Origin of the sequence: Sporosarcina sp. P2 (assembly GCF_002743255.1) — a bacterium.
In the GTDB taxonomy this organism is placed as follows: Bacteria; Bacillota; Bacilli; order Bacillales_A; family Planococcaceae; genus Sporosarcina.
Genome location: NZ_PDYY01000001.1, coordinates 18,983 through 45,813, shown reverse-complemented (window position 1 = coordinate 45,813; position 26,831 = coordinate 18,983). Strand labels below are relative to the sequence as shown.

27 protein-coding genes and 1 pseudogene are annotated in these 26,831 nt (G+C 39.7%); 9 read left to right on the top strand and 19 right to left on the bottom strand.

Going from position 1 to position 26,831, the window contains the following annotated elements:
* Nucleotides 1-190 precede the first annotated feature (190 nt).
* Nucleotides 191-1,381, bottom strand: a complete 1,191-nt coding sequence (gene megL / locus CSV67_RS00220) for a methionine gamma-lyase (RefSeq protein WP_099629631.1) — start codon at nt 1,379-1,381, stop codon at nt 191-193.
* A 529-nt stretch (nt 1,382-1,910) separates the two neighbouring features.
* Between megL and rpsD the strand changes: the two genes are divergently transcribed.
* A complete protein-coding gene (gene rpsD, locus CSV67_RS00215) occupies nt 1,911-2,513 on the top strand; it encodes a 30S ribosomal protein S4 (protein WP_099629630.1) in 603 nt (200 codons plus the stop codon).
* Nucleotides 2,514-2,708: 195 nt separating this feature from the next.
* Here the strand turns inward: rpsD and CSV67_RS00210 are convergent, their stop codons facing one another.
* The 13 genes and pseudogenes from CSV67_RS00210 to CSV67_RS17090 all read right to left on the bottom strand — a co-directional run bounded on the left by CSV67_RS00210 (nt 2,709) and on the right by CSV67_RS17090 (nt 10,053).
* Nucleotides 2,709-3,017, bottom strand: a complete 309-nt coding sequence (locus tag CSV67_RS00210) for a hypothetical protein (protein ID WP_099629629.1) — start codon at nt 3,015-3,017, stop codon at nt 2,709-2,711.
* An 11-nt stretch (nt 3,018-3,028) separates the two neighbouring features.
* Entirely contained in the window at nt 3,029-3,103 is a 75-nt protein-coding gene (locus CSV67_RS17100; RefSeq protein WP_369803123.1) for a peptidoglycan-binding domain-containing protein, read from the bottom strand.
* A 538-nt stretch (nt 3,104-3,641) separates the two neighbouring features.
* Entirely contained in the window at nt 3,642-3,860 is a 219-nt protein-coding gene (locus CSV67_RS00200; protein WP_099629628.1) for a phage holin family protein, read from the bottom strand.
* An 18-nt stretch (nt 3,861-3,878) separates the two neighbouring features.
* On the bottom strand, nt 3,879-4,271 hold the full coding sequence (locus CSV67_RS00195; protein WP_143560667.1) for a hypothetical protein: 393 nt from the start codon (nt 4,269-4,271) through the stop codon (nt 3,879-3,881).
* Between the two features lie 312 nt (nt 4,272-4,583).
* Complete coding sequence (locus CSV67_RS00190; RefSeq protein ID WP_099629626.1) at nt 4,584-5,120, bottom strand: hypothetical protein; 537 nt, start codon at nt 5,118-5,120, stop codon at nt 4,584-4,586.
* A 212-nt stretch (nt 5,121-5,332) separates the two neighbouring features.
* Nucleotides 5,333-6,565 (bottom strand): HEPN domain-containing protein, encoded by a 1,233-nt coding sequence (locus tag CSV67_RS00185; RefSeq protein ID WP_099629625.1) that lies wholly within the window; start codon nt 6,563-6,565, stop codon nt 5,333-5,335.
* A 343-nt stretch (nt 6,566-6,908) separates the two neighbouring features.
* Nucleotides 6,909-7,064 carry a hypothetical protein gene (locus CSV67_RS16590; RefSeq protein WP_158232850.1) on the bottom strand — a complete coding sequence of 52 codons (156 nt, stop codon included), beginning with the start codon at nt 7,062-7,064 and terminating at the stop codon, nt 6,909-6,911.
* A 380-nt stretch (nt 7,065-7,444) separates the two neighbouring features.
* Complete coding sequence (locus tag CSV67_RS00175; RefSeq protein ID WP_099629623.1) at nt 7,445-7,663, bottom strand: phage tail protein; 219 nt, start codon at nt 7,661-7,663, stop codon at nt 7,445-7,447.
* A gap of 10 nt (nt 7,664-7,673) precedes the next feature.
* Nucleotides 7,674-7,997: pseudogene (locus CSV67_RS00170) on the bottom strand (PBSX family phage terminase large subunit); the annotation flags it as partial.
* A gap of 243 nt (nt 7,998-8,240) precedes the next feature.
* The gene (locus CSV67_RS16750; protein ID WP_199173093.1) at nt 8,241-8,489 is read right to left on the bottom strand and encodes a terminase small subunit; all 249 of its coding nucleotides are present in this window, start codon (nt 8,487-8,489) and stop codon (nt 8,241-8,243) included.
* Between the two features lies 1 nt (nt 8,490).
* Nucleotides 8,491-8,619, bottom strand: a complete 129-nt coding sequence (locus CSV67_RS17095) for a terminase small subunit (protein ID WP_369803122.1) — start codon at nt 8,617-8,619, stop codon at nt 8,491-8,493.
* A gap of 667 nt (nt 8,620-9,286) precedes the next feature.
* A complete protein-coding gene (locus CSV67_RS00160) occupies nt 9,287-10,000 on the bottom strand; it encodes a hypothetical protein (protein ID WP_099629621.1) in 714 nt (237 codons plus the stop codon).
* Nucleotides 9,997-10,053: a hypothetical protein gene (locus CSV67_RS17090; protein WP_369803121.1), complete on the bottom strand. Its 57-nt coding sequence runs from the start codon at nt 10,051-10,053 to the stop codon at nt 9,997-9,999. Before CSV67_RS17090 ends, CSV67_RS00160 begins: the two co-directional genes overlap by 4 nt.
* Before the next feature lie 1,438 nt (nt 10,054-11,491).
* On the opposite strand from CSV67_RS17090, the gene CSV67_RS16740 reads away from it, so the two are divergent.
* Nucleotides 11,492-12,184 carry an excalibur calcium-binding domain-containing protein gene (locus CSV67_RS16740; protein ID WP_199173091.1) on the top strand — a complete coding sequence of 231 codons (693 nt, stop codon included), beginning with the start codon at nt 11,492-11,494 and terminating at the stop codon, nt 12,182-12,184.
* A gap of 238 nt (nt 12,185-12,422) precedes the next feature.
* The gene (locus CSV67_RS00150; RefSeq protein ID WP_099629620.1) at nt 12,423-12,620 is read left to right on the top strand and encodes a hypothetical protein; all 198 of its coding nucleotides are present in this window, start codon (nt 12,423-12,425) and stop codon (nt 12,618-12,620) included.
* A 143-nt stretch (nt 12,621-12,763) separates the two neighbouring features.
* On the opposite strand, the gene CSV67_RS00145 is transcribed toward CSV67_RS00150, so the two are convergent.
* Nucleotides 12,764-13,450, bottom strand: a complete 687-nt coding sequence (locus CSV67_RS00145) for a hypothetical protein (protein WP_099629619.1) — start codon at nt 13,448-13,450, stop codon at nt 12,764-12,766.
* A 434-nt stretch (nt 13,451-13,884) separates the two neighbouring features.
* Nucleotides 13,885-14,088: a hypothetical protein gene (locus CSV67_RS00140; protein ID WP_099629618.1), complete on the bottom strand. Its 204-nt coding sequence runs from the start codon at nt 14,086-14,088 to the stop codon at nt 13,885-13,887.
* A gap of 215 nt (nt 14,089-14,303) precedes the next feature.
* Here CSV67_RS00140 and CSV67_RS00135 point away from each other — a divergent pair, with 215 nt between their 5' ends.
* The gene (locus tag CSV67_RS00135; RefSeq protein WP_099629617.1) at nt 14,304-14,594 is read left to right on the top strand and encodes a hypothetical protein; all 291 of its coding nucleotides are present in this window, start codon (nt 14,304-14,306) and stop codon (nt 14,592-14,594) included.
* 262 nt (nt 14,595-14,856) lie between these two features.
* Here CSV67_RS00135 and tyrS read toward each other — a convergent pair whose 3' ends face one another.
* On the bottom strand, nt 14,857-16,122 hold the full coding sequence (gene tyrS / locus CSV67_RS00130; protein WP_099629616.1) for a tyrosine--tRNA ligase: 1,266 nt from the start codon (nt 16,120-16,122) through the stop codon (nt 14,857-14,859).
* 369 nt (nt 16,123-16,491) lie between these two features.
* On the opposite strand from tyrS, the gene CSV67_RS00125 reads away from it, so the two are divergent.
* The 4 genes from CSV67_RS00125 (at nt 16,492) to CSV67_RS00110 (ending at nt 22,166) form a co-directional block, all read left to right on the top strand.
* Nucleotides 16,492-19,452, top strand: a complete 2,961-nt coding sequence (locus CSV67_RS00125) for a transglycosylase domain-containing protein (protein WP_099629615.1) — start codon at nt 16,492-16,494, stop codon at nt 19,450-19,452.
* Nucleotides 19,453-19,722: 270 nt separating this feature from the next.
* Nucleotides 19,723-20,355: a GNAT family N-acetyltransferase gene (locus tag CSV67_RS00120; protein ID WP_099629614.1), complete on the top strand. Its 633-nt coding sequence runs from the start codon at nt 19,723-19,725 to the stop codon at nt 20,353-20,355.
* 15 nt (nt 20,356-20,370) lie between these two features.
* Nucleotides 20,371-21,015 carry an acetoin utilization AcuB family protein gene (locus CSV67_RS00115; RefSeq protein ID WP_099629613.1) on the top strand — a complete coding sequence of 215 codons (645 nt, stop codon included), beginning with the start codon at nt 20,371-20,373 and terminating at the stop codon, nt 21,013-21,015.
* Nucleotides 21,012-22,166, top strand: coding sequence for an acetoin utilization protein AcuC (locus CSV67_RS00110; RefSeq protein ID WP_099629612.1), 1,155 nt, complete (start codon nt 21,012-21,014; stop codon nt 22,164-22,166). The genes CSV67_RS00115 and CSV67_RS00110 overlap by 4 nt, the downstream gene beginning before the upstream one ends.
* Before the next feature lie 119 nt (nt 22,167-22,285).
* Here the strand turns inward: CSV67_RS00110 and ccpA are convergent, their stop codons facing one another.
* Complete coding sequence (gene ccpA / locus CSV67_RS00105) at nt 22,286-23,287, bottom strand: catabolite control protein A (RefSeq protein WP_099629611.1); 1,002 nt, start codon at nt 23,285-23,287, stop codon at nt 22,286-22,288.
* Nucleotides 23,288-23,421: 134 nt separating this feature from the next.
* Nucleotides 23,422-24,504 carry a bifunctional 3-deoxy-7-phosphoheptulonate synthase/chorismate mutase gene (locus CSV67_RS00100; protein WP_099629610.1) on the bottom strand — a complete coding sequence of 361 codons (1,083 nt, stop codon included), beginning with the start codon at nt 24,502-24,504 and terminating at the stop codon, nt 23,422-23,424.
* Between the two features lie 166 nt (nt 24,505-24,670).
* Between CSV67_RS00100 and CSV67_RS00095 the strand changes: the two genes are divergently transcribed.
* A complete protein-coding gene (locus CSV67_RS00095; RefSeq protein WP_369803114.1) occupies nt 24,671-26,806 on the top strand; it encodes a cell division protein FtsA in 2,136 nt (711 codons plus the stop codon).
* The last annotated feature ends 25 nt before the right edge of the window (nt 26,807-26,831 follow it).

Sequence of the window (26,831 nt, the reverse complement as noted above, 5' to 3'; positions counted from 1 at the left end):
AGGACGCAAAAGTAGGTAGGGTTTGCGTTGCTTAAGGGAAACAACCAGTAGAACAACGACCGCGGCAAAAGAGGTCCAATCAGAATCTACATGCTATATAAATCAACACATATAATCGTTGTCAAACGTAACATTTATTATCCTATATAAAAAGCGAGCTCCCCAATAGGGGACGCTCGCTTTTTTCAATTTAGATCGCTTCAAATGCTTGATCCAAGTCTGCCATAATATCTTCCATATGCTCTAGCCCTACAGATAAGCGTAGTAACGTATCAGACACACCCATCTTCTCACGGTCTTCTTTCGGCACAGCAGAGTGTGTCATCGTCGCTGGATGTTGCATTAGCGTCTCTGCATCTCCTAAACTCACTGCCAACTTGACGAGCGATAAATGATTCAGCAACTTCTGCGCCTCTTCTTTTCCGCCTTTGATTGTAAAGGAAATCAATCCGCCACCCATTTTCATCTGCTTCTTCGCAATCTCATACTGCGGATGCTGATCGTCAAATGGATAGAATACTTCTTCTACTTTCGGATGCTTCTGTAAATACTCAAAGATAATTTCGGCATTGGCTGAATGACGTTCCATTCGGATAGGTAATGTCTTAATACCGCGTAACAATAGCCACGCATCGAATGGCGAAATGATACCACCGAAGTCTTTTAACACGGTCCCACGGAGTTTTGCCATCTCGTCTGCATCTTTACCGACGAGCAACCCTGCGATCACATCACCGTGTCCATTAATGTATTTCGTTGCGCTATGAAGTACATAGTCTACACCGAATGTCAAAGGTGTTTGTATGTAAGGAGAGCAGAAAGTATTATCCACTACTACTTTCAAGTTATGGCGCTTCGCTACATTAACTACCGCTTCAAGATCAACTAGCTCCATCGTCGGATTAATTGGCGACTCTATATATATACATGTAGTTTCTGGTTTCACAGCTTTTTCGATTTCTTGTTCCGTTTTCATGGAGATTAAATCATGCGTGATATTATACTTCTCTTCTAATATTTTTAAGAATCCGAATGTGCAACCATAAATCCCACGCGAACAAATCACATGGTCATTTGCTTTTGTCAAATGAACGAGCACCGCACTAACTGCGGCCATACCAGAAGCAAATGCAAGTCCTGCTGCGCCCTCTTCCATCTTGGCAATACGTTCTTCCAGCACAGCGACCGTCGGATTTCCTAAACGAGAATAAATATTTCCCGCTTCTTCACCAACAAAACGTCGCTCTCCTTGTTCAGCCGAATCAAATACATAAGTTGAGGTTTGATACAGCGGCACAGATAAACTTCCTTGATGATCTTTACTGTCGTATCCTTCATGAATCACGGCCGTCTCTTTGTGCCAGTTGTTAGTGTTCTTCATGCTGATTCCTCCTTTTTATAGCTTATTCATATTATGATGAAAACGCTTTAGTCTAGTGTACATCGATTGTTTGCAAAACGAAAGAGCAATTACTTCAATCTATTTTAAATAGAATAAAGAAATCTATAACTAGTTAAGAAACGCTGATTTCCGTTCCAGGCGGGCGCTTTCCGCAGGCACGGCTTCAAGCCCGCGCTGTTCTAGCTGGAGTCACCGCCTGTAACGAAAATCTGCTAAGTGTTGCAGTACTAGGTAAATATCATTTTTAAAAACTGAAGTGATTTACTTTACTGCAACTTATAAAACTGAAATGCTTGACCAATAGTCAATAACTTGGTATGCTATGCTTTGTGTAAAATATTCGCAGCAGTTATGTGTTCTGTTTTGTCCAGTCTATTCCTTTTTTAAGGTGCACCACGTAACCTCGAGGCTGCAGGGGCGAAGTTGCAAGATTATAGAATGGCAGATGGATTGAACATATCTGGTCTTATTTTACAACAAAATAAAACCAACAGAGGAGGAGTCTCTCATGGCTCGATATACAGGTCCATCTTGGAAATTGTCACGCCGTTTAGGTATCTCACTAACAGGCACTGGTAAAGAAATTGAAAAGCGTCCATACGCACCAGGACAACACGGTCCAAACCAACGTAAAAAACTTTCCGAATACGGAATGCAATTACAGGAAAAACAAAAACTACGCTTTATGTACGGAGTGAACGAACGTCAATTCCGCACACTTTTCAACAAAGCTGGTAAAATGCAAGGTATTCACGGTGAAAACTTCATGATTCTTCTTGAAGCTCGCTTGGATAACGTTGTGTACCGCATGGGTCTTGCACGCACTCGTCGTGCAGCTCGTCAGCTAGTCAACCACGGTCACATCTTGGTAGACGGCAAGCGCGTTGACATCCCTTCATTCGCAGTGAAAACAGGTTCTGAAATCTCTCTTCGTGAGAAATCTCAAAACTTGACTGCTATCGAAGAAGCTCTAGAAGTAAATAACTTCGTTCCAGATTTCGTAACTTTTGATAAAGAGACGAAAAAAGGTACATTCGTACGCCTTCCAGAGCGTGGCGAATTAGCTGCTGAAATCAACGAAGCATTGATCGTTGAATTCTACTCTCGTTAATTAGAACACTTAATAAACGTCAGTATTTAAAACTCTTGAAACAGCTTAACAGCTAGGTTTCAAGGGTTTTTTCTATTTTATGAAACTTTGTAAAATAAGGTTCGAAGCGAAATAACTGGGGGATGTTGTGGAGGATATTATTTCAATGGACAGATTAAGTCTAATACACTCTTTAGTAAAAAAGCGGCCTATCCATTATAGAAAAGTCCACTTTAACTTTTGATTAATAGCTTTCAACGCACCGGACTTCATCAGTTTTATAATGGTTCCTGCGGTCAAAGCCAGTGGGTCGCCATCTACTAACTTCTCTGCATGCGATTGGCTATAGTCCTGTGATACAGCCGCGTCAACCGACATCTGACGGTGCGCTTTACTGCCCAGGCTGAACACTAGCTCTTTGCGTAGTGATCCACTTGAAAATTTCGAATCACCATCTCCTATATTATCGACTGCTACCACTATGTCAGGATTACCCAACGCATGTTTTGCGACTTCTTCATACAATCCATTGACTTTTAACCATTTGCTGATTGGTACGCTCGTAATGTACTCTCTGTACTTTGTCCGAACGAACCGTCAATGTCAGTTATGTAACCCAGCGCTATTTAGCGCTCGTTGCATAGCTGACACCTCTGCGCCAGCGTCGCCTTGTCCAAGGTATGGACGTGAAGGAACAGACGGTATTGATGGAAGTCTGCCAGCTCGCAAGTTAGCTAACGACATACCGCGTTGTAAATCTAAATGAGGGTAATCACGGAATGAAATCCAAGTTGCTTACCGATTACCCCCTGCGCCACTGTTTGTTGACTACCCACGATACGTTAGTGTCGTCCTCATTTACCAAGACGTAATCAATAGCTAACCCAAAGTTATGGATAGATTGACCAGGACGCACATTTGTTACAATATTACCTGGTATAGTGCGTCGTTGATTGTATAGCCACTATTGCTCCACATGAGTACGGTGTCTAGCTGTAATTCGGATATTGATACCCTCGTGGTAGGCACGTTTGATTAACTCGTTCGGATTTAGCGATTTATTGGATACGGATGCTCTCATTATTCACCCACCTTTTTAGGTCGTTGATAATCTAATGGTTGTTTGTTGTTTGCTGTCTCCAAATCCATCTAACGTCGGATCGTTACGGCGTTATAAAAACTATAAATCATAGTACCGATTACACATGGGTTAGAAAACGCACCTTTCAACAACTCCATCAAAGCCGGAATAGAAGTAATATCCTTTGGCACCAATCCGTAATAGACATGCACCGGACCAAAAACAGTGAGTAATAGTTGAGCAAGAAATATCGGATTTCTGAAACTTACTTTAAAATTGATTTTCATTATATTTCATGAATTACATTAACGCGACAATCCCGCCAAGCAATCCACCCCCACAGGCGCACCAACGATCCCTAACACTATTTTCTCGCGAAGGGAAAGACTTTCAAGTGTAATGCGCTCATCTACGCGGATCACGTCACGCTCCGTTTGCAAGGGTTGCTTGTCTGCGGAAAAGTAATAGTTCACAAACTTATTTAGGATTCCTCTAGTTTCTTTCCCATCTTTCATTACCGTTAGTTCTAAATTCGTTTGTGATGACTTGATTTCAGTGACTTTTCCCTTGACAGCCTCTACCCGCGTGTTGAAATCCCTCTGCGCATTATTGATTTTCTCCAATCTTGGCGGAAAGTCATGATGAATTAGTTCACCGTTTCTTTCGAGCATCTCTAGTGCCTCCTCTGTCTTCGTCATTCCTCAGCCAACTACACTTTTCTCTTTATAAATAGATACAAAAAAGAACGCTCCGTTTGGAACGTTCTTCATTCTTTTATTTTCTCTTAGCCCAAGTAAGTGTAATAATAATAAATATTACTTTTACGTCAGTAGTGATAGAAACACATATTTCAATCATAGATACTACTCCTTTTAAGATACTAGGTACTTGACCTGTATCTATCCCATTACTTAAAAGAAGTAGCTTTTACACATTTATGACAAAAAAGAACGTCCGATGTGGACGTTCTGAAAACCAACTTTACTTTACTTTACTTTACTCAGTCTTCTTCAGATATCAGAAGGGATCCTCAGTAATAAAAACTCATTATCAATACCTAGATTCCCGTGATTAATAAACCCGAATCTTTTATAATACTTTATTAAGTTTTCTGTTTCCGCGAAAAGGGTTAATGGTAATTTTATTCGCTCAGAAAGCGATATGAGGTCCTCCATAATTAAAGAACCTTGACCTTTTTTTACCGAATGTAATTCTACAATTTCTATGCATTTAGCTTGATTTCCTAATACTCTTTTAGTCGCTTTGTTTAAAGTGGTACAGTATCTAATTAAGACTAAACTTTTCCAGTCCCGATTTATAAGGATTAAAGTAGCGTCTGATGAAGAAGATAAGTAATATTTAGTTTCAGACATATCAAGTAAAAAATTAAAATATCCCTTTTGCGTATTATTCATTACAGCGTTTGCACTTAGCAAATTTTTCAAGTGCTTCTGCAACGAAGAGGTATCTTTCTTAACCCTCTCTCTAAATAAGTGTTGGTTTCTAATCGTCAAAAAGATTTCGTGAGATACCTCTGATTTATTCATAATCTATACCTCCTTATGGCTTTATAGACTATATGCTCTGTCTCATTTACATATAATAGAATGACCTAATACGCTTCGCTTGCTTAGAATTAATCTTTGTGAGTAGTCGCATCATGTCCCGAATGTGCAATTACTTTTGTGTATTAAAAAAGAACGTCCGTGGTGGACGTCCCTATTTAGAGGATTAAATTTATCAAAAATCGATATTCGGTTTACGAATATTTTTTAATTTTTACCCATTCACCTATTTGTTCAATACTATTAAAACCCTTAAAATCTTGGTCCTTCAGTAAAATCATAACTATTTGCTTTAAAAGATACATAGCTTCATTAACATCTTTAACATCGACATCACTACTACCACCATGAGCTATAGCAGATCGCTTAGAATACAATTTCTTAACCGTTTTTTCAATTACTAGTCGGCTTTCTAATTCGTCCGTAATAATAAATGCAGCAAATTCCGAAATTTGATAAGTAATTGACGGAGAAACTAACACACCTTTTTGTTGAAACTGTAATAGTGCTTCCAAGCCAAATATATATTGAGTAAATGCCCTCGCTGGCTCTTCGTCTCTCATTGCTTTTCCAGCCCATTCTATTGCCGTAATAATACGTTTTTCCAAATTAGTTGGATTGGTTTTCGCTAGTATTCTCCATATCCTATCATGTCCATACTCGGCATCATCAATAGGGAATTGGTGTAAATTAATGCTATCAATAGTCCCTGACATACTATTATTCAATCCTGCGTTTGTTTTAGAAAGAATAATGCTGTTAGTGCGTCTATATGAGTTGAAATTATATATTCCTACATCGTACCTTTTGCTATAATCACCTATCATAAATCGGATTGTATCTTCAAACTGTCGGAATTTCACACACGCTTTTTCATTCGCACGTGATAGCTCCCTTGCATTTTCGTATACACTTATTACTACATCGCTGCCGTAATATTCATCGTCTAACTCAAGAGATAGAATAGATTCACTGTAAGGGTATTTCTTTATTAGAACGCTCCTATGAATATTTTTATTGTAAATAGTGTATGGTCCAATTTCCAGAGGTTCCGCCTTAAAATAGTTTACACCAAATACGGGATAGAGCACCTCAAAACTCTCTTCCAGAATTTCCTTTAGGTCAGCAATCATTTTTTTGATTATATCTAAAGTGACTTCCTCACCTTCTATAGAACTACTAAGCAGGTCTACTAATATATTTTTTATTGTAACGCGAGTAAATGTATCAAATATATCCTGATCACTCTTCCATAGATAATCAACTGTCTCATTGAAAACATTTACGTTATCAAATCCTTGAATAATTAAAGTACTTTTCCCAGCTTCAAATCTTAGAAATGGTTCATCATCTTCTCTTTTAACTCCCCCCTTTTCCACTACACTTTGTAACTTATTGAACAATTGGAACACTTTTTTGAACTCCATCCTATCACCATCTCCTATTAGTTACTTATTCAACCATACTATATAGAAGATAGTCATCCTCCTTTTTACTCTCTTCAGTCAAAAAATAACGCTTTATTATGTTGAATTTAATTTTTCACCGCACAATAATATGGTCAAATTAAGCTACTTCTTCAGGATATCTCTCAACGGTCAAAGTCATCAGTTCTTGATATTCTGCTTCGCTCAACTGATTTAAACATAAAGAACATTTTGATGCGTCTTTTAATGTCAGCCTTCGAGTAAGTTTTTGCATTGATAAATTTAATAGATATGGTGTCGTTTACATTATCCCCATTTCTAATAATTTAGTTTGGTATTAATTTTAATACAGTATCTTCTCTTCTATAGTTGGTTCTACATCAATCAGTTCAATTGCTTTAATTTTTGCTTCCTTGACCGTAGAACAAACATTAATTCCATCGTTCGTATATTCTGTTATCAGATATTCCCCATCCTCGTATTCCCGCAAGATTCTCATGTATTTCGCTCCTTTTATAATAGAATATACTGCACTACAACCGCTGGGTGCCCTACTGGAAGATTACTCTTTACTATTAACTCACTGTGAAAAGGAGAGAAAATAGTATAAATCAAATTAGGGGGTAAAGTTAAACCATATATCCCCCCAACTGAAAAGAATACTCCACGGGTGACGACGCAGAACCTAACAGCCCCACTAAAAAACACTTCCTTTTCACATGCACTTGCAGATTATCACGATGAACTAGAGCTTTGTTTGATTTGAACAAACCATCTCCCCATTCAACTTCTTTTGGAATAGGAAAATTGGTGGTTATTTTGTCAACGACTTTTTTATTTCGATTTATCTTTCTTTTGTGTCTACTTTTAAAACGTCCTTTAACCAATTACCTCTTCATAAATAAATTGACTGTCACCGTAATCCATACGAAAACCCCAGCGATCTAATTTACCATTATTCGTAAAGCGTAGCGGCATGGATTCATCTAAGCGATTATTTATCTTGTCGTTCACTTTTTTTACTGCATTTGAGGGAGCCGCCTTTGTTTCTTCCGCACTATCGATATCACTGTTTAACTGGACGTGACCAACTTTCATAAGTGAACCTTTTTCCTCCTAATACGTAGAAGAAGTTCGTCACACCGTTCTTGCTGATCGACAACATATTTTCAGAACAATAGTCTTTCACTATGTAACTTCTAGCATTAAGAACCCACTTCAAAGGTGTAATCACGTTACGGCGGAATGAACCGATTGTCTTACCTGCCATACCTAGGTTCTCATCTCGAAACGTTTCCATCCCCCATATAATGTAAGACAATGACATGCCGACTGTTTTTCCCGCACGCACCGAACCATAACAAATGAAGCCATCCATTTCTTTGACTGGAGAGTCGTTTCTCCACCAAGTAAGTACTTGTTTTTATTTTATAGAGAATGGCTTAAATTTGAATAGTGCCGTTTTTTCTTGAACTGTTTACGATTCGTAAGGAAAGAGAAGTGTTTTGCTTTTTTTTTCAATTTCTTTTGAAGTAGCATCGCCCTACACCTCCACAGTCATAGCGTTTAAAGCCTCACTGAACCATCATCCTCATACTCTCCTTGATCGTCCTAACTAAAGACCTTCGCATGAGCAATATTTAGCTTTTCCTCTTCTAATTGACGCTTGAAGTAATCAGGCACCATATCGATGCGTTTCGCTAGGAAGTTCATAGCTTTCACGGTACGTGATCAGCTTGAAGTTATCGTCTAATTTCGGTCTGCCCGTCACCTCGTTAATGACTTGACGTTTTACGCTACCAAACATGACATAGTCAGTGATATCAGCGTAAGCTATCTGGATGCACTTGCTGAGCACGTCCAGAGCATCGATGAAAATACCTTGTTGCATTTCGTCTTTCAGCCTACGTGTCTCGTCAGCCACCTTAGCATTTCTTAGCATTTCTTAGTAGCCGACTGCCCCCAACGTAAGCAGTGTTCGTAGCATTAAAGCTTTTAATGTAATAAATACAAAAAGGCCGTTGCTTATCAGTCAGGTTATCCGACTCAACCACAGGCTCTTTATCCTTCTTTTTCGGTTGCAACCTTTTTCTTTCTAGTTGCACCTTGCTTAGATGCACCTCTTACCCTAGCTTCACGACTTTTTTACTCTTCAATGTTTTAGTTTCACATCATGTTTTTCTGCTAATGTAGCCAAAGTAATCTTTGATGTTTCCCATCCTCTTTGAATCTCATACCAATTCGTCATCTACATCACTTCCGTCTCCTCGTAATGCACCACTTTTCATCACCTCATTACCTTAGTCACTTCGTTTATTGCGCTTATTACTTGTCCTAGTATCCTTTTTCTCTATCTCTCGTTTAACAAGCTGCATGAACTCTTTTTCAACGAGTTGATTTTTCATGCTTTTATTCATTCGTCATCCCTCCAACCTTGCAAGAACACAATTAGGGTTGCAGCAAAAATGAACAATGCGTGCCCATATCGTTGTGTATTTGACTTCGAAAACCGTGTGTACAGTAGTTGCCAAACTTAATTAGATAAGCGCTTTAGCAATTAAAAAACCCACTAGGCTATAGACCGCTACTAATGCAAGGGTTCAAATTATATTTTTTGTTAGACTCATATCATTCACTCCTTTTTTGAAATAAAAAGAGGACAACAAATGACGCAGCGCAATGCTGCAATCAAATGTTGTCCGCTGGTTGGCCAGGGCGGACTTATTCTCTAGATACTGAGGTATCTATCCCAATAATATTTGAGCCTTTATCGATATAGCTCATAGAGATTTTTAACGTATACATCAATACATGTTTGTCATCATTAATATCATAATAAACAATGGAAAAAGGTATTTTATAATCAGAGATTCTGTTCAAATCTTTTTTTTCATAAAGCTCCATATATTTATTGAGAATGTGATAAGTAAGGATTAGTGGAATTCGAATTTTATATGGTTCTGAGTCAACACTAATAGGTAAAATATAATCAATATGTTGTTTCCTATCATTTTCAATATGCACTACCGCCTCTCCAACTACCATTACGGTTTTGTTAAAATCATGAGCACTGTCAGTAATGTCATTCACTACTTCTTCATATTTCCATTTTATATGCATGTTTTTAGCTGATCCATAACCGATGTTCAACAAACTGATTTCAACTCGGTTATAAAAGGAGTTTTCAAAAGAATATTTATGTGTTTCCCTTTTAATCACAATTGAAGGTTCGTACGTTTTTATTCTTTGCTTCCGAATTTCTAATAAGGTAAATAGTGTAATCACAGAAGTAATTAGAGCCGCTGAAGCTGAAAAGTCAAATGTAATTACAGGGAATATGCTTAAATCTAATAAAAATACTATCGTAAAAATTGACGACAATAATACTATGCACAATATCCACAACATACTATTTTCAAGTTTTTTATTACTCAAAACTCTTCCCCTTCTTCCATCCGCATCCTTCTGACTTTACCCCGATGCGTCACAATCTTATATTCACCATGCTCCGGCAACTCTCGTAACTTAGCAACACCTCCGAAATCACCACAACACAGTTCATTGGTAATGCCATTATAGCAATTTCTAACCTATCTTGCATTAATTGACAATTTTTACATATTTGCCAGCTTTCTCCATGTGATACAATAATGTCAGCTACGACGGGAGAAATCTCTGTCTATTTTTATTTGGTCAAATCTTCAATTCCCATACACCCCAGGTCTCCACTGCTCAATCCAACTCCTCATTTCCTCATCCGCTCCGAAATGATATCCAATCTAGTCGGGAATAAAACTGAAAAAGTCACATTGTCTCATTTAACAAAAATAATGACTGCGCTTGAGTTAGATGACATAAGCAAACTACTCTCCTACATTTCAGATGAAGCGCTTGAAAAATACAGGAGTTAATTCTCTTTTTCGTTTCAACCCTGTATTGTCTAGTTGAACTACGCAGTAACTTCCCTTAATCCTCAACTTATAGGCATGAACATTCTTCCTCTTTTTAACTGATCCTTGACGTATACATAAGCACCTTCTCCTAAATCACCAAATAGCCCATATACTTTCCAGTCGCAAATTTTATCATCTTCTCTTTCTTCTCAACTGTTACACTCGTCAGGATTGGTAGAAATCCTATCACAAGCGGGACATCGAAACTTCAAACCGCCTGCCAGATACACTTCTGTCATCCCCTCATCCATTCCTTATGGTTCAAACATTTGAAGAAAATCACACCACATGGATTACATCATACACATACCACGATTTTAATTAGTCAACGCATCCCCTATCCAAACTATTGCAGATAGAGAGTTAACACTCCTGAAATTATCTTACAAGTTTATGGCCACTTGTTCAAAGAGCCGCAAGTCGCTTCGGCGAAAGCATTCAATATCGCTCTGAAAGAAGCTTTTTTGTAATCGTTTGAGGGAGATTCTGGGGAAGGTTTCTAATTTAGCAGTCGTAGAGCCATTGATATCAAAGGGTTTTCATCCTGTCCAAAATTAATCTCGTAAATAACAAGGAAACCCCGTCAGCTGAGATATTTATATCGGTTGGCGGGGTTTTTTGTGTTTTAAATAAAGTTACTATATAAGTTCGCTAGCATCGCATGAATACGTTCGAAACATTCCATCAACAATCTTCTATCTTCAAGTAAAAAGTAGTCAGCTGTTTTGTAAAAAAGTAATTAAAGCGTATTCAGAGTTAAACACTCTTCTTCTCTGTTTTAATGCGACACTAGTGATTTTAAGAAAAAACTATAATCATGATACATCCTGTCTTTCCATTGGAAGTATTGACATAAATTTCATAATTAACCGTAAATAAATAATGCTTTTGATGTATAATTAATAAGTCAGAATTGAGTAATCATATTTTTGTTGCTATTAATTCTTATAAAAATACTAATTGAGGTGATAATGTGCTAGCAATTGCAGCAGTAGGTATGCTTATATTTATGTTTTCATTAATCTATCTAGCCTACCATTTACTTAAAAAGATAAAAGATAGAAAACGAACTTTATCAGGTAAGATCTTCTACCCTGCCTTAACTGGCGGGCTGATATTGTTCATTGTCGGAGCTGTCTATACAGATATAAATATTAAAGCTGATCTTGAAGAAGCTCAACAGAAAAATATTGATTTGATTGCAAAGAATGAAGAATTAAACTTGTTGTATACAGAACTCCAAGAAGAAAATAAAGAATTATTGGCAGAAAGTACAAGTGCGAATAAAGAGGTTGATAATTTAACTACGAAACTGGAAAGTTCAGAGAAAATAGCAAAAGATTTAAAGGACAAGCAAATGAAACATGAAGTAAAAAGTAAAGAGTTTGAAAAGGAAATCACTGATCTAAAGGCAAAAAACTCGAATTTGTCAGATGAAGTTCTTACTCTGAAAGATAAGATTGCAAGCAATAATTCACCGTCAGTCTCAAGTTTATCTAGTAACGAATCAGGTTACTCTTCTAATAACTCTGTTTCAAATACAGGCCAATCATATTATCAGAATTGTACAGCAGCAAAAGCTGCAGGAGCTGCACCTGTATATTCTAATGATCCTGGATACGGTCCTCACTTAGATCGTGATGGCGATGGCGTCGGGTGTGAATGATTTTCTTGAAGATGCGATGAAAACTATTCTATACAATCCACTGCTCTTCTTTTAATCACTTAAATGGCTCTAACTTTTAGAGGTCACATCAATTGAAGTAACTCCATGTCAGGTACCTTATTATACGATTTATTTTTACGATGGAAGTTCCTTATATGCTTCCGTCGTATCCCTCAACGATTGCACGACTTTCATATATTCCTATTCATTCAAATATAATCACCTAGGAGGTGCTTTTTTGGATGGCAATAAAAGGTTGGCAGTTGAACTTGCTAAGGCTTTAATCCAGAATAACCATGTAAAGCCGGTTTTCAATAAGAGATACGATAGCGATGCAAACATCATTGTATACACCATTGAAGATAACGAGTTTTCCTTTAATGATATCGTATTGCATTTTGAAGAATGTCTAAAGAAATCTAAAGAATATCACTAGAGCCTTGGATGGCTCTTTTTCAGTTATATCCCCTTTGACCAAGGTGTTAGTCATTTATATGGAGTACCTGCATACCAAACTTTCCTAATTTGTTTAAACAATCACAATCGCTCTTCACCCTATTTTATATTTATCAATTTTCTTCAGTAATCATAATTATCCATCTCAACCTCAAATATGTCTTTAATCTCTTGAGAAGCCACCCCACCATAATTAATATAACCCGTCTCCGGCCAATAAACTGATCTAGTCAAACTCCCATCTACTAATTCAATTCCGAAAAACACACGCTTTCCTTCAGTCGCACGTCTTTCTGGTTCATACGGCATAACCAACAACTCTTCAATCAGTTGCTCCGCATGCTCATCCGTAAACTCTCCAATGAACGATAAATCTTGCTCACTTTGCAAAATGACTCGCTGTACTTTCCCTTTAATGTCTAAAAAATCTCCAACCGTTTCAGCTTTATCAGATTCAGATACTTCGTATACCTTACCGTCCGCTATAATTCGGAATGCCGGATCATAACCTTTCATCGCAAATAATTTTGTACCTTTTTGCAAATAAGCTGCATCTCCATTTTTCGTTTGATGATTCGTTCCCGCATGGCCATCCAACATATATTTTACTTCTCCTACTTCGCCAGTAGTTTCCCAGTCCTTTTCAAGCTCGTTCATTTCATAGTTCGCTTCATACGTCGCATCATTCCATTTCACAAAATCTACCCAGTCAATGATCGTATTCTGCGGGGACGGAAGCGTTTTGGATGGATTGGAAGAGCAAGCTGTCAGCAATAATAAAACGGGAAATAGCAGTATTCGTTTTCTCATAATTTTCCACTCCTTTTGAACGTAGACGTAGATTTTGGTTTCAAGTTACAAAATAACACCAGGTTAGCTTTGCACACTATATAGAGCTGAGAAGCAAAAAGGATACTAGGTGCGAAAACTTTTCTCAAAAAATAATGACCAACGAAATATTCGTCGTCGAGATGCTTCTCGACAATATCTTTATTCTTTATATTCTTATAAGTTCTTTGGTTATAGGCCATACCAATGTGATACGGTGTGTCGTTTCATATTGGTACGCTCCTTCGTTTCAATGTGATACGTCCGTTGTACCACTTAGAAACGTGCAATCAACTATATTTTACTGTTTTTTATTACAAAATATTAGGAGGCAAGACTTCATTATGATCAGTAAATAAGTCAAACAAAAAGAACGTCCCTAGAGAAAGGACGTCCTGCATTATTATTTCTTCCGTTTATGCTCTATCTTCCGTAACTGAAACATATTGTACGTCTCTATAAAAGAAACAATATAACGTTCCTTTGCTATCGGTAAAAACAATATCATTGCTTCGAGAATTTGTTGCGATTCCTAAAGCATCTTCTTGATTCGCTGCTTCAACTGTTCTTAAAATGCTTTCAGCGCCTGCAAAGTGGTATTGTACTCTGTATTTTTTCAAACTTCTCACTTCCCTCTATTTACAGTATTCGACATAAAGAAAGAAAACCCTTTTTTGCGAGGATATGAGCACTAAGTTTTCGTGTTTTCTTAACAATTCACAGTTGTCGTTTCCTAAATAACTTCTTCAGAAAGAAAAATAGGAATGTACGTTCTGTACAAGTCATTAGAAACATGGTAAGATAAAAAACAAATATAAAAAATAGGAGGGTTTTTATGACAGATCGTGAACTTCTTGAACTCTTGGTCGACAAAGTTAGCAATATGGAGCGAAATATTTCTACACTAAAGACCGATATTTCTATTATCAAAGAGGAACAAAAATTTATGAAACAGGCAATTTCAGAACTAGATATAAGCCCCATTGTCCCCAATCAGAAAGTTGATGCGTTATCTGAACAAATCTTTTACAACAAAGCAAAATCAGATGATATGCGTAAAACCCAGCGCTTACTAAACGACCACGACACAGATATTCGCATTATCAAAAAGTTGTTAACTAAATAAAAACGTATTATTTTACAGTGCTTATGTAACCAACTTCTTCGTTCGTTCAAACGAATATGACTGTTTTACATAGGCACTTTTTATGATTCCCACTATCAGTTATGTATGTTATTTCTAATATAAAAAGACACCTCCGAAGAGATGCCTTTTCATCCATTATGAATTACGAAACTTACCATATTTTCGATCCTTGATACTAACCAAGAAACCCTAATGTCATAGCGTACATCATATACTCTTTTTTCAATTCACTAACTCCCAGTTAAACAAACTTCACCATACTATATTTCTTTTTCCCACGTCTCACAATGGTAAAAGCGTCTTCCAAACGTTGCTCTGCCCCTACTGTGAACGCTGTATCTGTAATACGTTCTCCGTTAAAGGAAATCGCACCGTTCGTTACGTCTTCACGAGCTTGGCGTTTTGATGGAGATACACCTGCTTGCACAATGAAATCCACGATGTTTTGATCGACTTTTTCCATTTCGACAGTCGGCACATCTTTAAACGCATCTTTCATTTCAGTAGCCGTCAATGCTTTTAAATCTCCGCTAAATAGCGCTGCAGAAATGCGTAATGCTTGATCAAGTGCGTCCTGACCATGAATTAGACGAGTCATTTCTTCTGCTAACGTCTTCTGTGCTTTACGTAAATGTGGCTCTTGTTGTACGGATACTTCAAGTGCTTCAATTTCTTCACGGCTAAGGAAGGTAAAGATTTTCAAATACTTCACAACGTCTGCGTCTGCTGCATTGATCCAGAATTGGTAGAACTCATATGGAGAAGTTTTCTTCGCATCGAGCCATACCGCACCGCCAGCAGATTTACCGAATTTCGTGCCATCTGCTTTTGTTACCAATGGAATCGTAAATCCGTATGCTTGTACTTCTTCGTCATGCTTTTTGCGAATGACTTCTAGGCCTGTCGTGATATTCCCCCACTGATCTGATCCACCAATTTGCACACGGCAATTATAGTTATCATATAAGTGGTTGAAGTCCGCACCTTGCATCAACATGTATGAGAATTCCGTGAAGGAAATTCCTTGATCTAAACGAGACGCAACATTGTCTTTTGCTAGCATGTAATTGACGCTTAGCAATTTGCCATAGTCACGCAAGAATTCGATCAATGACATGGAACCGATCCAATCATTATTGTTTACAAGTTTCGCACCATTTTCTGTTTGGAAATCAAAAATCATCTCTAGTTGTTTTTTGATTCCACGAACATTCGCGTCTACTTGATCTGTCGTTTGTAATTGGCGTTCTTCAGAGCGTCCAGATGGATCCCCGATCATTCCTGTAGCGCCACCAATTAATAGAATAGGCTGGTGTCCGTGTAACTGGAAGCGACGCAGTGTCAGCATCGGTACGATATGGCCGATGTGCATACTATCCGCGGTTGGGTCTACTCCGCAGTATAGTGAAATCTTCTCGTCTGTTAGAAGTTTCTCAAGACCTTCTTCATTCGTCTGTTGGTATAACAAGCCTCTCCAACGTAAATCGTCCATTAATTCATTCGACATGTTCTATATCCCCCTATTTTCAACGTAAAAAGTCCCCACACGATCAAAAAATGATCATGCAGGGACGTTAGTTGATTAATTATAACGCGGTACCACCCGGCTTGAGAGTAAGTACTCTCCGGCTTTAAGGCGCTAGTAACGTTGCGCAAAACGTACACTCCAAAACTGTAATTCATGTATAGTGCACCGAACAGCTTCCACCAACCGCTGTCTCTCTTAAACGGAACTCACTATCATTACTTCGGTTTTTTCGACATGTAATTTCGTATGAGTTCAATTTTACCGAACTTCCTATGAAAGTCAACATTTATTGCATATTTCCTTCTGATTCTGTGATATAATGAGTAAGATTTTTGGGGGGAGAAAACTTTGAACAACGAAAAGAATAATAGAATTAAGCAACTTGAAGATAAGTTTGAACAAGCGAAAAAAGAGCCTTGGGCCAAAAAACTTCGCATCGGAACCGGCGTACTTTGGAACTTGTTTTTATTACTCATTATCTTCGCCGTCATCGGGGCCGTATTTGCGAGTTCAGTTGGTGCAGGTTATTTCGCTTCTCTTGTTGCGAAAGAGCCGTTACGTTCCAAAGAAGAACTTCGGGATCAGGTGTTTAATTATGAAGAGACATCTGAAATGTACTTTGCAGACAGTATTTATCTAGGCAAGATCAACTCGGACATCGAGCGCCGACAAATTACGCTGGATAAAGTTTCACAGTATGCACTGGACGCCGTGCTAGCTACTGAGGATGAATACTTTGAGGAGCATAAAGGCATCGTGCCAAAAGCGATATTCCGCGGAGTGTTCCAAGATGTTACGAACTCAGACAGTCAAACGGGTGGATCTACACTCACTCAGCAGTTAGTGAAAAACCAGATTTTGACGAACGAAGTTTCTTATGAGCGTAAAGCTAAAGAAATCTTGCTGGCTATGCGCTTGGAACACTTCATGACGAAGGATGAGATTCTAGAAGCCTATTTGAATATCATTCCTTATGGTCGTGATGTGATGGGGCAGAATATCGCAGGCATCGAAACAGCCGCGCGTGGGATTTTCGGTATAAAAGCCAATGATTTAAGTTTGCCGCAAGCTGCATATATTGCGGGTATTCCACAAGCACCGTATACATACACGCCTTTCTACAGTAAGAACCAAGGCATTAAGGAACGCGAAAAGCTGATGTATGGTGTAAACCGGATGAAGACCGTACTGTTCCGTATGCGTGATGCAGGCTATATTTCGGAAGCGGAATATCAGGAAGCTCTTGCGTATGATGTGACGAAAGACTTCAGACAACCTTCACGTCGCGCTACAGAACGTTATCCGTATGTCACACAGGAAATTCAAAATCGCACAATTGAAATTTTAGCTGAAGTTTTGGCTGAAAAAGATGGCATTGACGCGGATCGTTTTGAAGGAGATTCCAAGATTAAGGAAAAATACGAAATCATGGCAGATCGTTCCATGCGAACAGACGGCTATCGTATCTACTCTACTATCAACAAAGAGCTGTATGACAAAATGAATGAAGTCGCTGACAGCTTTCAGTACTACGGTTATACGTATACTACGGAAACACTGGATGAAGAATCAGGTAAAATGATTACGAAAGAAAATCCTGTTCAAGTCGGTGTGTCGATGATCGAGAACCATACAGGGAAAGTACTTTCATTCGTCGGTGGACGTGATTACGAACTGGAAGCATTGAATCATTCTACTCAAGCTTACCGACAAAACGGATCTTCCATGAAACCATTACTGGTTTATGCACCTGCCATTGAATACGGTGTAATTGGTGCAGGTAGTCCACTAGTGGATGTGAAGTTTAGAAGAGGCAGTTACGCACCCGGCAACTATTTCGACCGCGAGTTCGGCGTATTGCCAGCCCGTGAATCTCTGGCACGTTCACAAAACTTATCTACTATACGTCTATATGACCAAATAATAGATAGAAACCCTATTGATTTTCTAAAGAAAATGAAATTTGCAAATGCTACCGATAAGGCAGGCATTGGTCTTTCTGCATCATTAGGTACTATGGATGTCACTGTAGAAGAAAACACAAATGCTTACGCTACATTCGCTAACGGTGGTCAATTCATCGAATCGTATATGATTGAACGGATTGAAGACATGAAAGGTAACATAGTATTTGAACACAAAGCTGAACCTGTGGAAGTGTTTAGTCCGGAAACGTCTTATATCATCACCGATATGATGCGTGATGTACTAAAAGGTAACGGTACAGCTGCACGTTTACCTGGCTTAATGAATTTCCGTCCCGATTTAGCTGCGAAGACAGGGACATCCCAGCATTACGGAGATGCTTGGCTAGTCGGCTATAATCCAAATGTATCGCTTGGTGTTTGGATGGGTTATAAAAATCGAAATACGCCGTTATACCACGGCTACAACAGCGGTCAAATGCATCCATCAGAACGGACTGCACGATTGTACGGACAATTGATGAATGTAGCCAATACGGTCATACCAGAAACCATTAAAGCAAGAGATACGTTTAAACGCCCGAATGGCGTCGTAACACGTTCATTCTGTGGCATTTCAGGACTTGCTCCTTCTGCTGCTTGTGCATCGGCAGGACTCGTTAGATCAGATTTATTTAATTCTAAAAAGATGGTTCCTACGAAAGTGGATGACAGTATCGTTTCATCCGCAGCTGTTCGAGTGAATGGCAAACTATATCAGGCATTACCTTCTACTCCTCGTGAATTTGTCACGTCCGGCGGTATCGGCGTAACTTCTGAATATGGTAAGCGGATGCTTGGACGCTTAGGCGGAGATGCTTCCAAACTGCTTGCAGGTCGTGGCGGATATGCAAGCACTGTTGCAGGATCCACATTCCCTGCAGACAACGTACCACCTGCAGCCGTATCAACAGGACAAAATGGATCCGTTCTTACATGGACTGCTTCGTCTTCAAATGATGTAATCGGTTATTACATTTATCAGAACGGTGCCAAAATCGGTACGGTTCATGATGGTGCTTCTAGATCGTATAAAGTCGGATATGGTTCATATTACGTACGCGCAGTTGATATTACTGGCTTACTCTCGGGACCTTCCAACACTGTAACCAATACGGCACCTGCACCAAAAGCAGAGCCGAAATCAGATACGAATACTGGAGCTAAACCAAGTACGACAACTCCAGAAACGAAGTCGGATGCAAAGTCGGATGCAAAACCGGATACCAAGTCTGAATCAAAACCGGATGCAAAACCAGAAACTGCACCAGAACCTACACCCGAAACTAAACCTGAAGCGACACCGGAACCAAAGCCGGATGCAGCTCCAGAAGCAAAAGAATAACTAACAAGCCGGATGACCATTCTAAATTGTCATCCGGCTTTTTATGAAGAATTTCATCAAAGTGAATAACAACCCCTCCTCCCTTCTTCCTTCTAACTTCACCATTTTTTTTACTACACATAGATAATTACCGACAATTCAGTGATTTAATGATAATAATATACTTTTCCTCACTATAAATTGTATACTTAACACAGAGAAGCAATTACCGAACTCACAGCGAGTATTTGAGCGTACAAAGGGTAGATATATTAGGAAGAGGTGAACTATGTGAAACATGAAAAGACCTACTTTTCCAGAACATTCCCGCATAACGAAGGTGAACTGGTCATAGAAGGCCCTGTTTCATCAGAACGACTGGCATCGTTTGAATTTCACGAAGGACTGAAAGCATTTCGTCCATCTACACAACAACAAGAAGCATTGGTGAAAATCGCCGCGTTTCCTGAAGGTCGGATCAACGTAGCGAGAATCGATAATAGGATTGTTGGGTATGTTACGTTTCTCTATCCCGATCCACTCGAACGCTGGTATGAAGCAGACATGGCCAATTTAATAGAACTAGGCGCCGTCGAAGTAGTTGCAGCTTATCGCGGCGCACGTATCGGTAAATCCTTACTGGAATTATCGATGTTGGATGATGCGATGGAAGATTATATTATTATTACGACTGAATATTATTGGCATTGGGATTTAAAAGGTACTGGTTTGACAGTATGGGATTATCGCAAAATGATGGAGAAAATGATGCGTGCAGGTGGCTTGGAATTCTTCTCCACTGATGATCCTGAAATTTGTTCCCACCCTGTCAATGCACTAATGGCGAGAATCGGAAAACGAGTCGATCAAGAATCCATTGAACGCTTTGACCGTGTGCGTTTCAAAAATCGTGTTAATTACTGAAAGTGAGGAATAATCATGCTAATACAAGATATTATGAAAACAGACGTGATTACGCTTAATTCTACACATACGATTGCAGATGCAGTACAACTGATGAAAGAAAAACGAATTCGCCACATCCCCATCGTGAAAGATGGGCAGATCGAAGGACTCGTTACAGACCGTGACGTCAAAGAAGCTTCTCCTTCAAGTATTTCGAAGAGATTGGAACCTTCACTTTATGAAACCACGCTTGATAAAATTATGAAAACTGACTTATTGATTGGCCATCCGCGGGACTTTGCGGAGGAAGCTGCGCTAATGTTTTATACGTATGAAATTGGTTGCCTACCCATTGTTTCTAATTATCAGCTAGTCGGCATTCTAACGAAAACAGATTTACTCTATAACTATATTGAGTTAACAGGTGCCAATCAGCCCAGTTCACACATTCAGATCCGCGTGCCGAACACGCCCGGTATTTTATATGAGGCATCTAAAGTATTTCACGAACACAATACGAACGTGCTTAGTGTACTTGTCTATCCTTATCAAGATAACGAAGAGTACAAAATTCTCGCTATCCGCATTAAACGAATGAATCCCCTTCCGATCATCGAAGGATTGAAAAAGCAAGGATTCGAAGTTCTATGGCCAAGTGAACCGGAGATGGGCGTATGAAAAAACAAGCGAGTTTTATCTTTTCTCCTGACCAACTAAACTATGAATTTTCGGATACTCATCCTTTTAATCAAAAGCGAATCATTTTGACAAAAGATTTACTAGATGAAATGAATACGATCGAGCCTCATGAAATCGTCATTCCGCGCACAGCCACAGACGAAGAATTGCTTCTCGCTCATGACGCAAAGTATATCGAAATCGTCAAAAAGGCGAGTACAGGTAATGTCAGCGAAAATATCGGTAGTATTTACGGTATCGGTACGGAAGATACACCCTTCTTCACTGGCATGCATGAAGCAAGTGCATTGCTCGTAGGCGGTACACTTACAGCGATTGAAGAAGTAATGGAAGGTCGTTCAAGATATGCGTTGAACCTAGGCGGCGGCCTGCATCACGGCTTCCAAGGGAAAGCTTCTGGCTTCTGTATTTATAACGATAGTTCTGTAGCCATTAAATACTTACAGCAAAAATATGGAGCTCGCGTATTATATGTGGATACCGATGCGCATCACGGCGACGGCGTGCAATGGACGTTTTACGATGATCCGAATGTTTGTACATTCTCTATCCATGAAACAGGGCGCTACTTGTTTCCCGGGACAGGCAATGTGACAGAACGAGGAAATGGAGCGGGTTACGGCACCTCATTCAACTTCCCTATCGACGCATTTACGGAAGATGAATCGTTCCTACATATCTATAAGACTGCCTTGCGTGAAGTGGCAGAACACTTTAAGCCCGACGTCATTCTTACTCAAAACGGAGCAGATGCACACTACTTCGATCCACTCACGCATCTATATGGCACCATGAAGATCTACGAAGAAATTCCAAAACTAGCAAAAGATATCGCGGAAGAATTCTGCGACGGAAGATGGATTGCAATCGGCGGCGGCGGATACGACATCTGGCGCGTAGTACCACGTGCGTGGTCGCACCTATGGCTTACTATGAAAGACATCCCAACACCTACTGGACGACTTCCAGAAGCCTGGCTAAATAAATGGCAACCCGAGTCACCTGTTTCACTAATTGAGACGTGGGAAGATCCTGAAGATCTGTATGAACCAGTTCCTCGTAAATATGACATCAATGAAAAAAATGAGCAAATGCTAACGAGAGCTTTGCACGTCATCCGAAAATCATAATAAAAAGCAACTTATCGCTCAGATAAGTTGCTCTTTGCATTTATACCTTTTTAAAAACAACGTATGAGTGTTGTTGATTCAAAACACGCATTACTTACGTTACAGGCAGCGACTCCGACCTACTTCTTAACCGATTGCCGCTCTTCCAAATAATACGGTAGAATAACTTCTGTCTCTTCTACTTCTTCTTTGTTCATTAACTTCGTTAACAAACGCATCGATACGGCACCGAGGTCATACAAAGGCACCACAATCGCGGTCAACTGTGGACGAACAATACGCGCAAGAATAGAGTGCTGGAAACAAATAATCTCCACATCCTCAGGAATTCTAAGATTTGCATCACGCACACCATTCATAATACCCACGGCAACTTCGTCACTGCTTGTCATGACAGCCGTTGGAGGATCAGACAGCTTACCTAGAACATTCCAGCTCTCGTAAGCATCATCATACGTATTGTCGGTTTCCACGATCAATGACTCATCGATCGTCATCCCTGCTTCTTCCAACGCACGAATATACCCAACACGTTTGCACACACGATTAATGTCACGCGTAAAAGGTCCCGAAACAAATGCAATACGCTTATGGCCATTGTCGATCAATTTTTTTGTTACTTCATATGCGGCCTGTTCATGATCAATATTGACAGATGGTAAATTGGTTTCAAAATCCAATGTTCCTGCCAAGACGATCGGAACGTTCGCTGTCTTCATTTCTTTTCGTACTTCAGGTGAAATAGAATCACTCATGAAGATCAATCCATCTACTTGCTTGCCTAAATGATCTTCAAACAACTCCACTTCTCGAGAGGTACTCTTGTCCGAATTGGAAATGATAATATTGTACTCATACATCGTGGCAACGTCTGCAATCCCTCTGGATAGTTCTGCATAGTAACTCTTGGACATATCGGGGACAATTACTCCAATCGTCGTCGTACGCTTGCTAGCCAGTCCACGAGCGACGGCATTTGGCCGGTACCCCAATCGTTCAATACAGTCCAATACTTTTTTGCGAGTCGCCGGCTTCACGTTTTGATTGCCGTTCACTACACGTGAAACCGTTGCCATCGATACGTTTGCTTCTCTTGCTACATCGTAAATAGTGATAGCCATTTTTGCTCCTCCTGTCTTTATTCTTTACTAGTATACCGTGTTCTACTGGATTTTTGTGTTTTTCTGTGTAGAAATCTGTCATTCTATACAGAAAAACACCGACCTCTACTAATAAAGGGTCGGTGTTGGATGTTTTAGATCGTTTGGTGTGTGTTCATGAAGCGAGTCATCTCTTCGTAGAACTTGTCAAACTGCTCAATATCCATTTGCTGCGCTGAATCCGATAATGCTACGGCTGGATCCGGATGAACCTCTGCCATAACGCCGTCTGCTCCTACTGCAATTGCCGCTTTCGCTGTTGGAAGCAATAAGTCTTTACGGCCAGTGGAATGTGTAACGTCCACGAATACCGGTAAATGTGTTTCTTGCTTCAAGATTGGAACAGCAGAGATGTCCAGCGTGTTACGAGTTGCCGTCTCATATGTACGAATTCCTCGCTCACATAGCATAATCTCCGTATTACCTTTAGAAATAATATATTCAGCTGCATTGACGAACTCAGAAATCGTTGCAGACATTCCGCGCTTTAGAAGGACTGGCTTATTGACCATTCCAGCTTCTTTTAACAGTTCAAAGTTCTGCATGTTACGCGCACCGATTTGAATCACATCGACATATTCGAGTGCTTCCTCTAAGTGCGATGGTGTAATGATTTCTGTGACGATAGAAAGTCCAGTTTCATCTGCAACTCGCTTTAGAATTTTTAAGCCTTCAAGACCTAAACCTTGGAAATCATATGGAGATGTACGTGGTTTGTAAGCTCCTCCACGAATCATCGTTAATCCTTTTGCTTTGATGGACTTGGCTACTGCCAAAACCTGTTCGTAAGATTCTACTGCACAAGGTCCAAATACGAAAGATGGATGTCCGTCTCCGATTTTATGGCCGTTTACATCAACAATCGTGTCTTCAGGTTTTTTAGTACGGGATACGAGCAATGCATTCTTCTGCTCATCTTGCTGTACTTCAAGTGCCGACATGAAAATAGATTTAAATACCTGCTCAAGGATACCGTCTGGTAAAGGGCCATGGTTTGCCTTCTTTAAGACGTTGAGCATCTCGCGTTCGCGAATCGGATCATATCTATTTACACCTTGCTTTTCTTTTAACTTACCAATTTCTTGGATAACGCCTGTACGTTCATTAATCAATTCTAGAATATCTAAGTTCAACTGATCGATAGTGCCTCTCAACTCACCTAAATCTTGCTTGCTCATAATACCTGTCTCCTCCCCGTACATATCTTCCTTTTCTAACACCGGAATCTATGGTACATTTTTATATAATAGACCTAGTATAATGAATACTCTTAGAAAAGTCACGCAATTTCATCGAATAATTATATATTCACTATTTTCGCATAGAAAAAAACTTGAAAAGAGGTTGGAAATCCTGGCTACTAAGTTATTCGCTCTTGACATCGGAACTCGCACCGTTGTAGGGATTGTACTAGAAGAACAAAACGATTCATTCCATATTGTGGACTTGATTTCTAAAGAACATAAAGAGCGATCGATGATTGATGGACAAATACATAATATTTTAAGCGTGGCGTCTATAATTCAAGAAATAAAAGAAGAACTGGAACACATTCATGGCCCTCTGCATCGCGTCAGTGTTGCGGCAGCTGGTCGTTCATTGAAAACAGCAGAAGGAACTGTGACAGTAGATATTTCAGATCGCACATTAATGTCCAATGAAGATATTAATCGATTGGAATTAGCCGCTGTACAAAATGCACAAGAAATATTACTATCCGCTCATCAATCACAAGAGGATGATCACTATTATTGCGTAGGGTATTCTGTTTTATACTACAAATTACAAGATGAAAAGATCGGTAGTCTGATTGATCAAAAAGGGAAATCAGCGACTGTAGAAGTCATTGCTACATTTTTACCACGAGTCGTTGTAGAATCCTTACTTGCCGCGTTAAAGCGTGCCGATTTGGAAATGGAGGCTTTAACACTCGAGCCAATCGCTGCTATTCATGTGCTCGTTCCCCCTTCCATGAGAAGATTGAATATCGCATTGGTCGATATTGGAGCTGGTACATCAGACATTGCGATTGTTAGAGATAATACCGTGACAGCATATGGCATGGTACCCGTTGCGGGAGACGAAATGACCGAAGCGCTAAGTGCACATTACTTGCTCGATTTTCCTATTGCTGAACAAATGAAACGACAAATTCATAATCAAGACATATTGACATTTCAAGATATTTTAGGATTTGAACAAGAAATCCCTTCAGAAGAAGTAATTGATGTAATTAAACCTTCAGTGAAACATGTAGCACTGTTGATCGCAAATGAAATCAAACGATTGAATCTCAACTCTTCCCCACAAGCCGTAATGATTGTGGGAGGTGGTGGGTTAACTCCTACTCTGACGAAAGAAGTGAGTATGCAGCTAGACCTTCCTGAGAACCGCGTGGCGATTCGAAGTCTCGATGCGCTTTCAGGAGTTACACTTTCAGACCAAATCGAAGCTTCTCCTGCACTCGTAACGCCAATCGGTATTGCGATTGCAGCACAAAGAGCTCCCATTCATTACATTACCTTAACAGTCAACGACCAAGCCATTCGATTATTTGAACTAAAAGAGCTTACAGTGGGCGATACATTGCTTGCCGCCCGCGTTACTGCTCGTCAGTTATACGGTAGACCCGGACTCGCACTAACTGTCAAAGTAAACGGGCGATGGAGAACACTTCCTGGCGAGCACGGCTCATCTACAACCATCCTATTAAACGGCACTGAAGCCAGCACTAAGGATCCTGTTAACGATCATGACCGCATAGAGCTATTGTTTGGTAAAGATGGCACAGACGCCACAGCGACTGTCAGAGACTTAGTAGATGCGCCTGAACCGATACGTTATCAGCTCGACGGAGTGACGCAGACAGTTACGGGTGAAATTTTGCTCAATGGAAAGACGGTTACAATGGATACTGAGATTGCGGATCGGGATGAACTGACGGTGAATCCGGCGAATCGAATAAAAAACGTACTAACGTCTCCTATCCGTTCAGGGACAGATTCGTTCACTGTGACATGGAACGGAACTCCCCACCGCCTAAAGAAACGCGAGACCCTCTACATCGCAAACGGACAAGAAGTCTCTGCTGACTATCAAATTCACGCAAACGATATCATTGAAACGCGTCAACCTGCCTCCCTTTCCTTAAAGGAAATAGCAAGAGAATTAGATATCGTTCTAGAAGAGCGTGCCGATGTAACATTTAATGATGAGCCTGTGGCAATCAAAAAACCACGAACTGCCGTTTATGTAAATGGACAACAAGCAAGTCTTGACTACCAAGTTCAAGCCAACGACCATGTGGAGTTCAAGTCGTTGCCCACTTCTCCTATACTATTCAGTGATGTATTTTCATTCACTGATTTTTCCTTACCGTCTCAATCTACCACTGCTTATCAATTAATGCGTAATGGCGAATCCATTGGCTTCAATGAATTGATATTCGGTGGAGATCAACTACGTATTCTATTTGTTTAAAAGCTACGCTGTGCGGAAATAACGC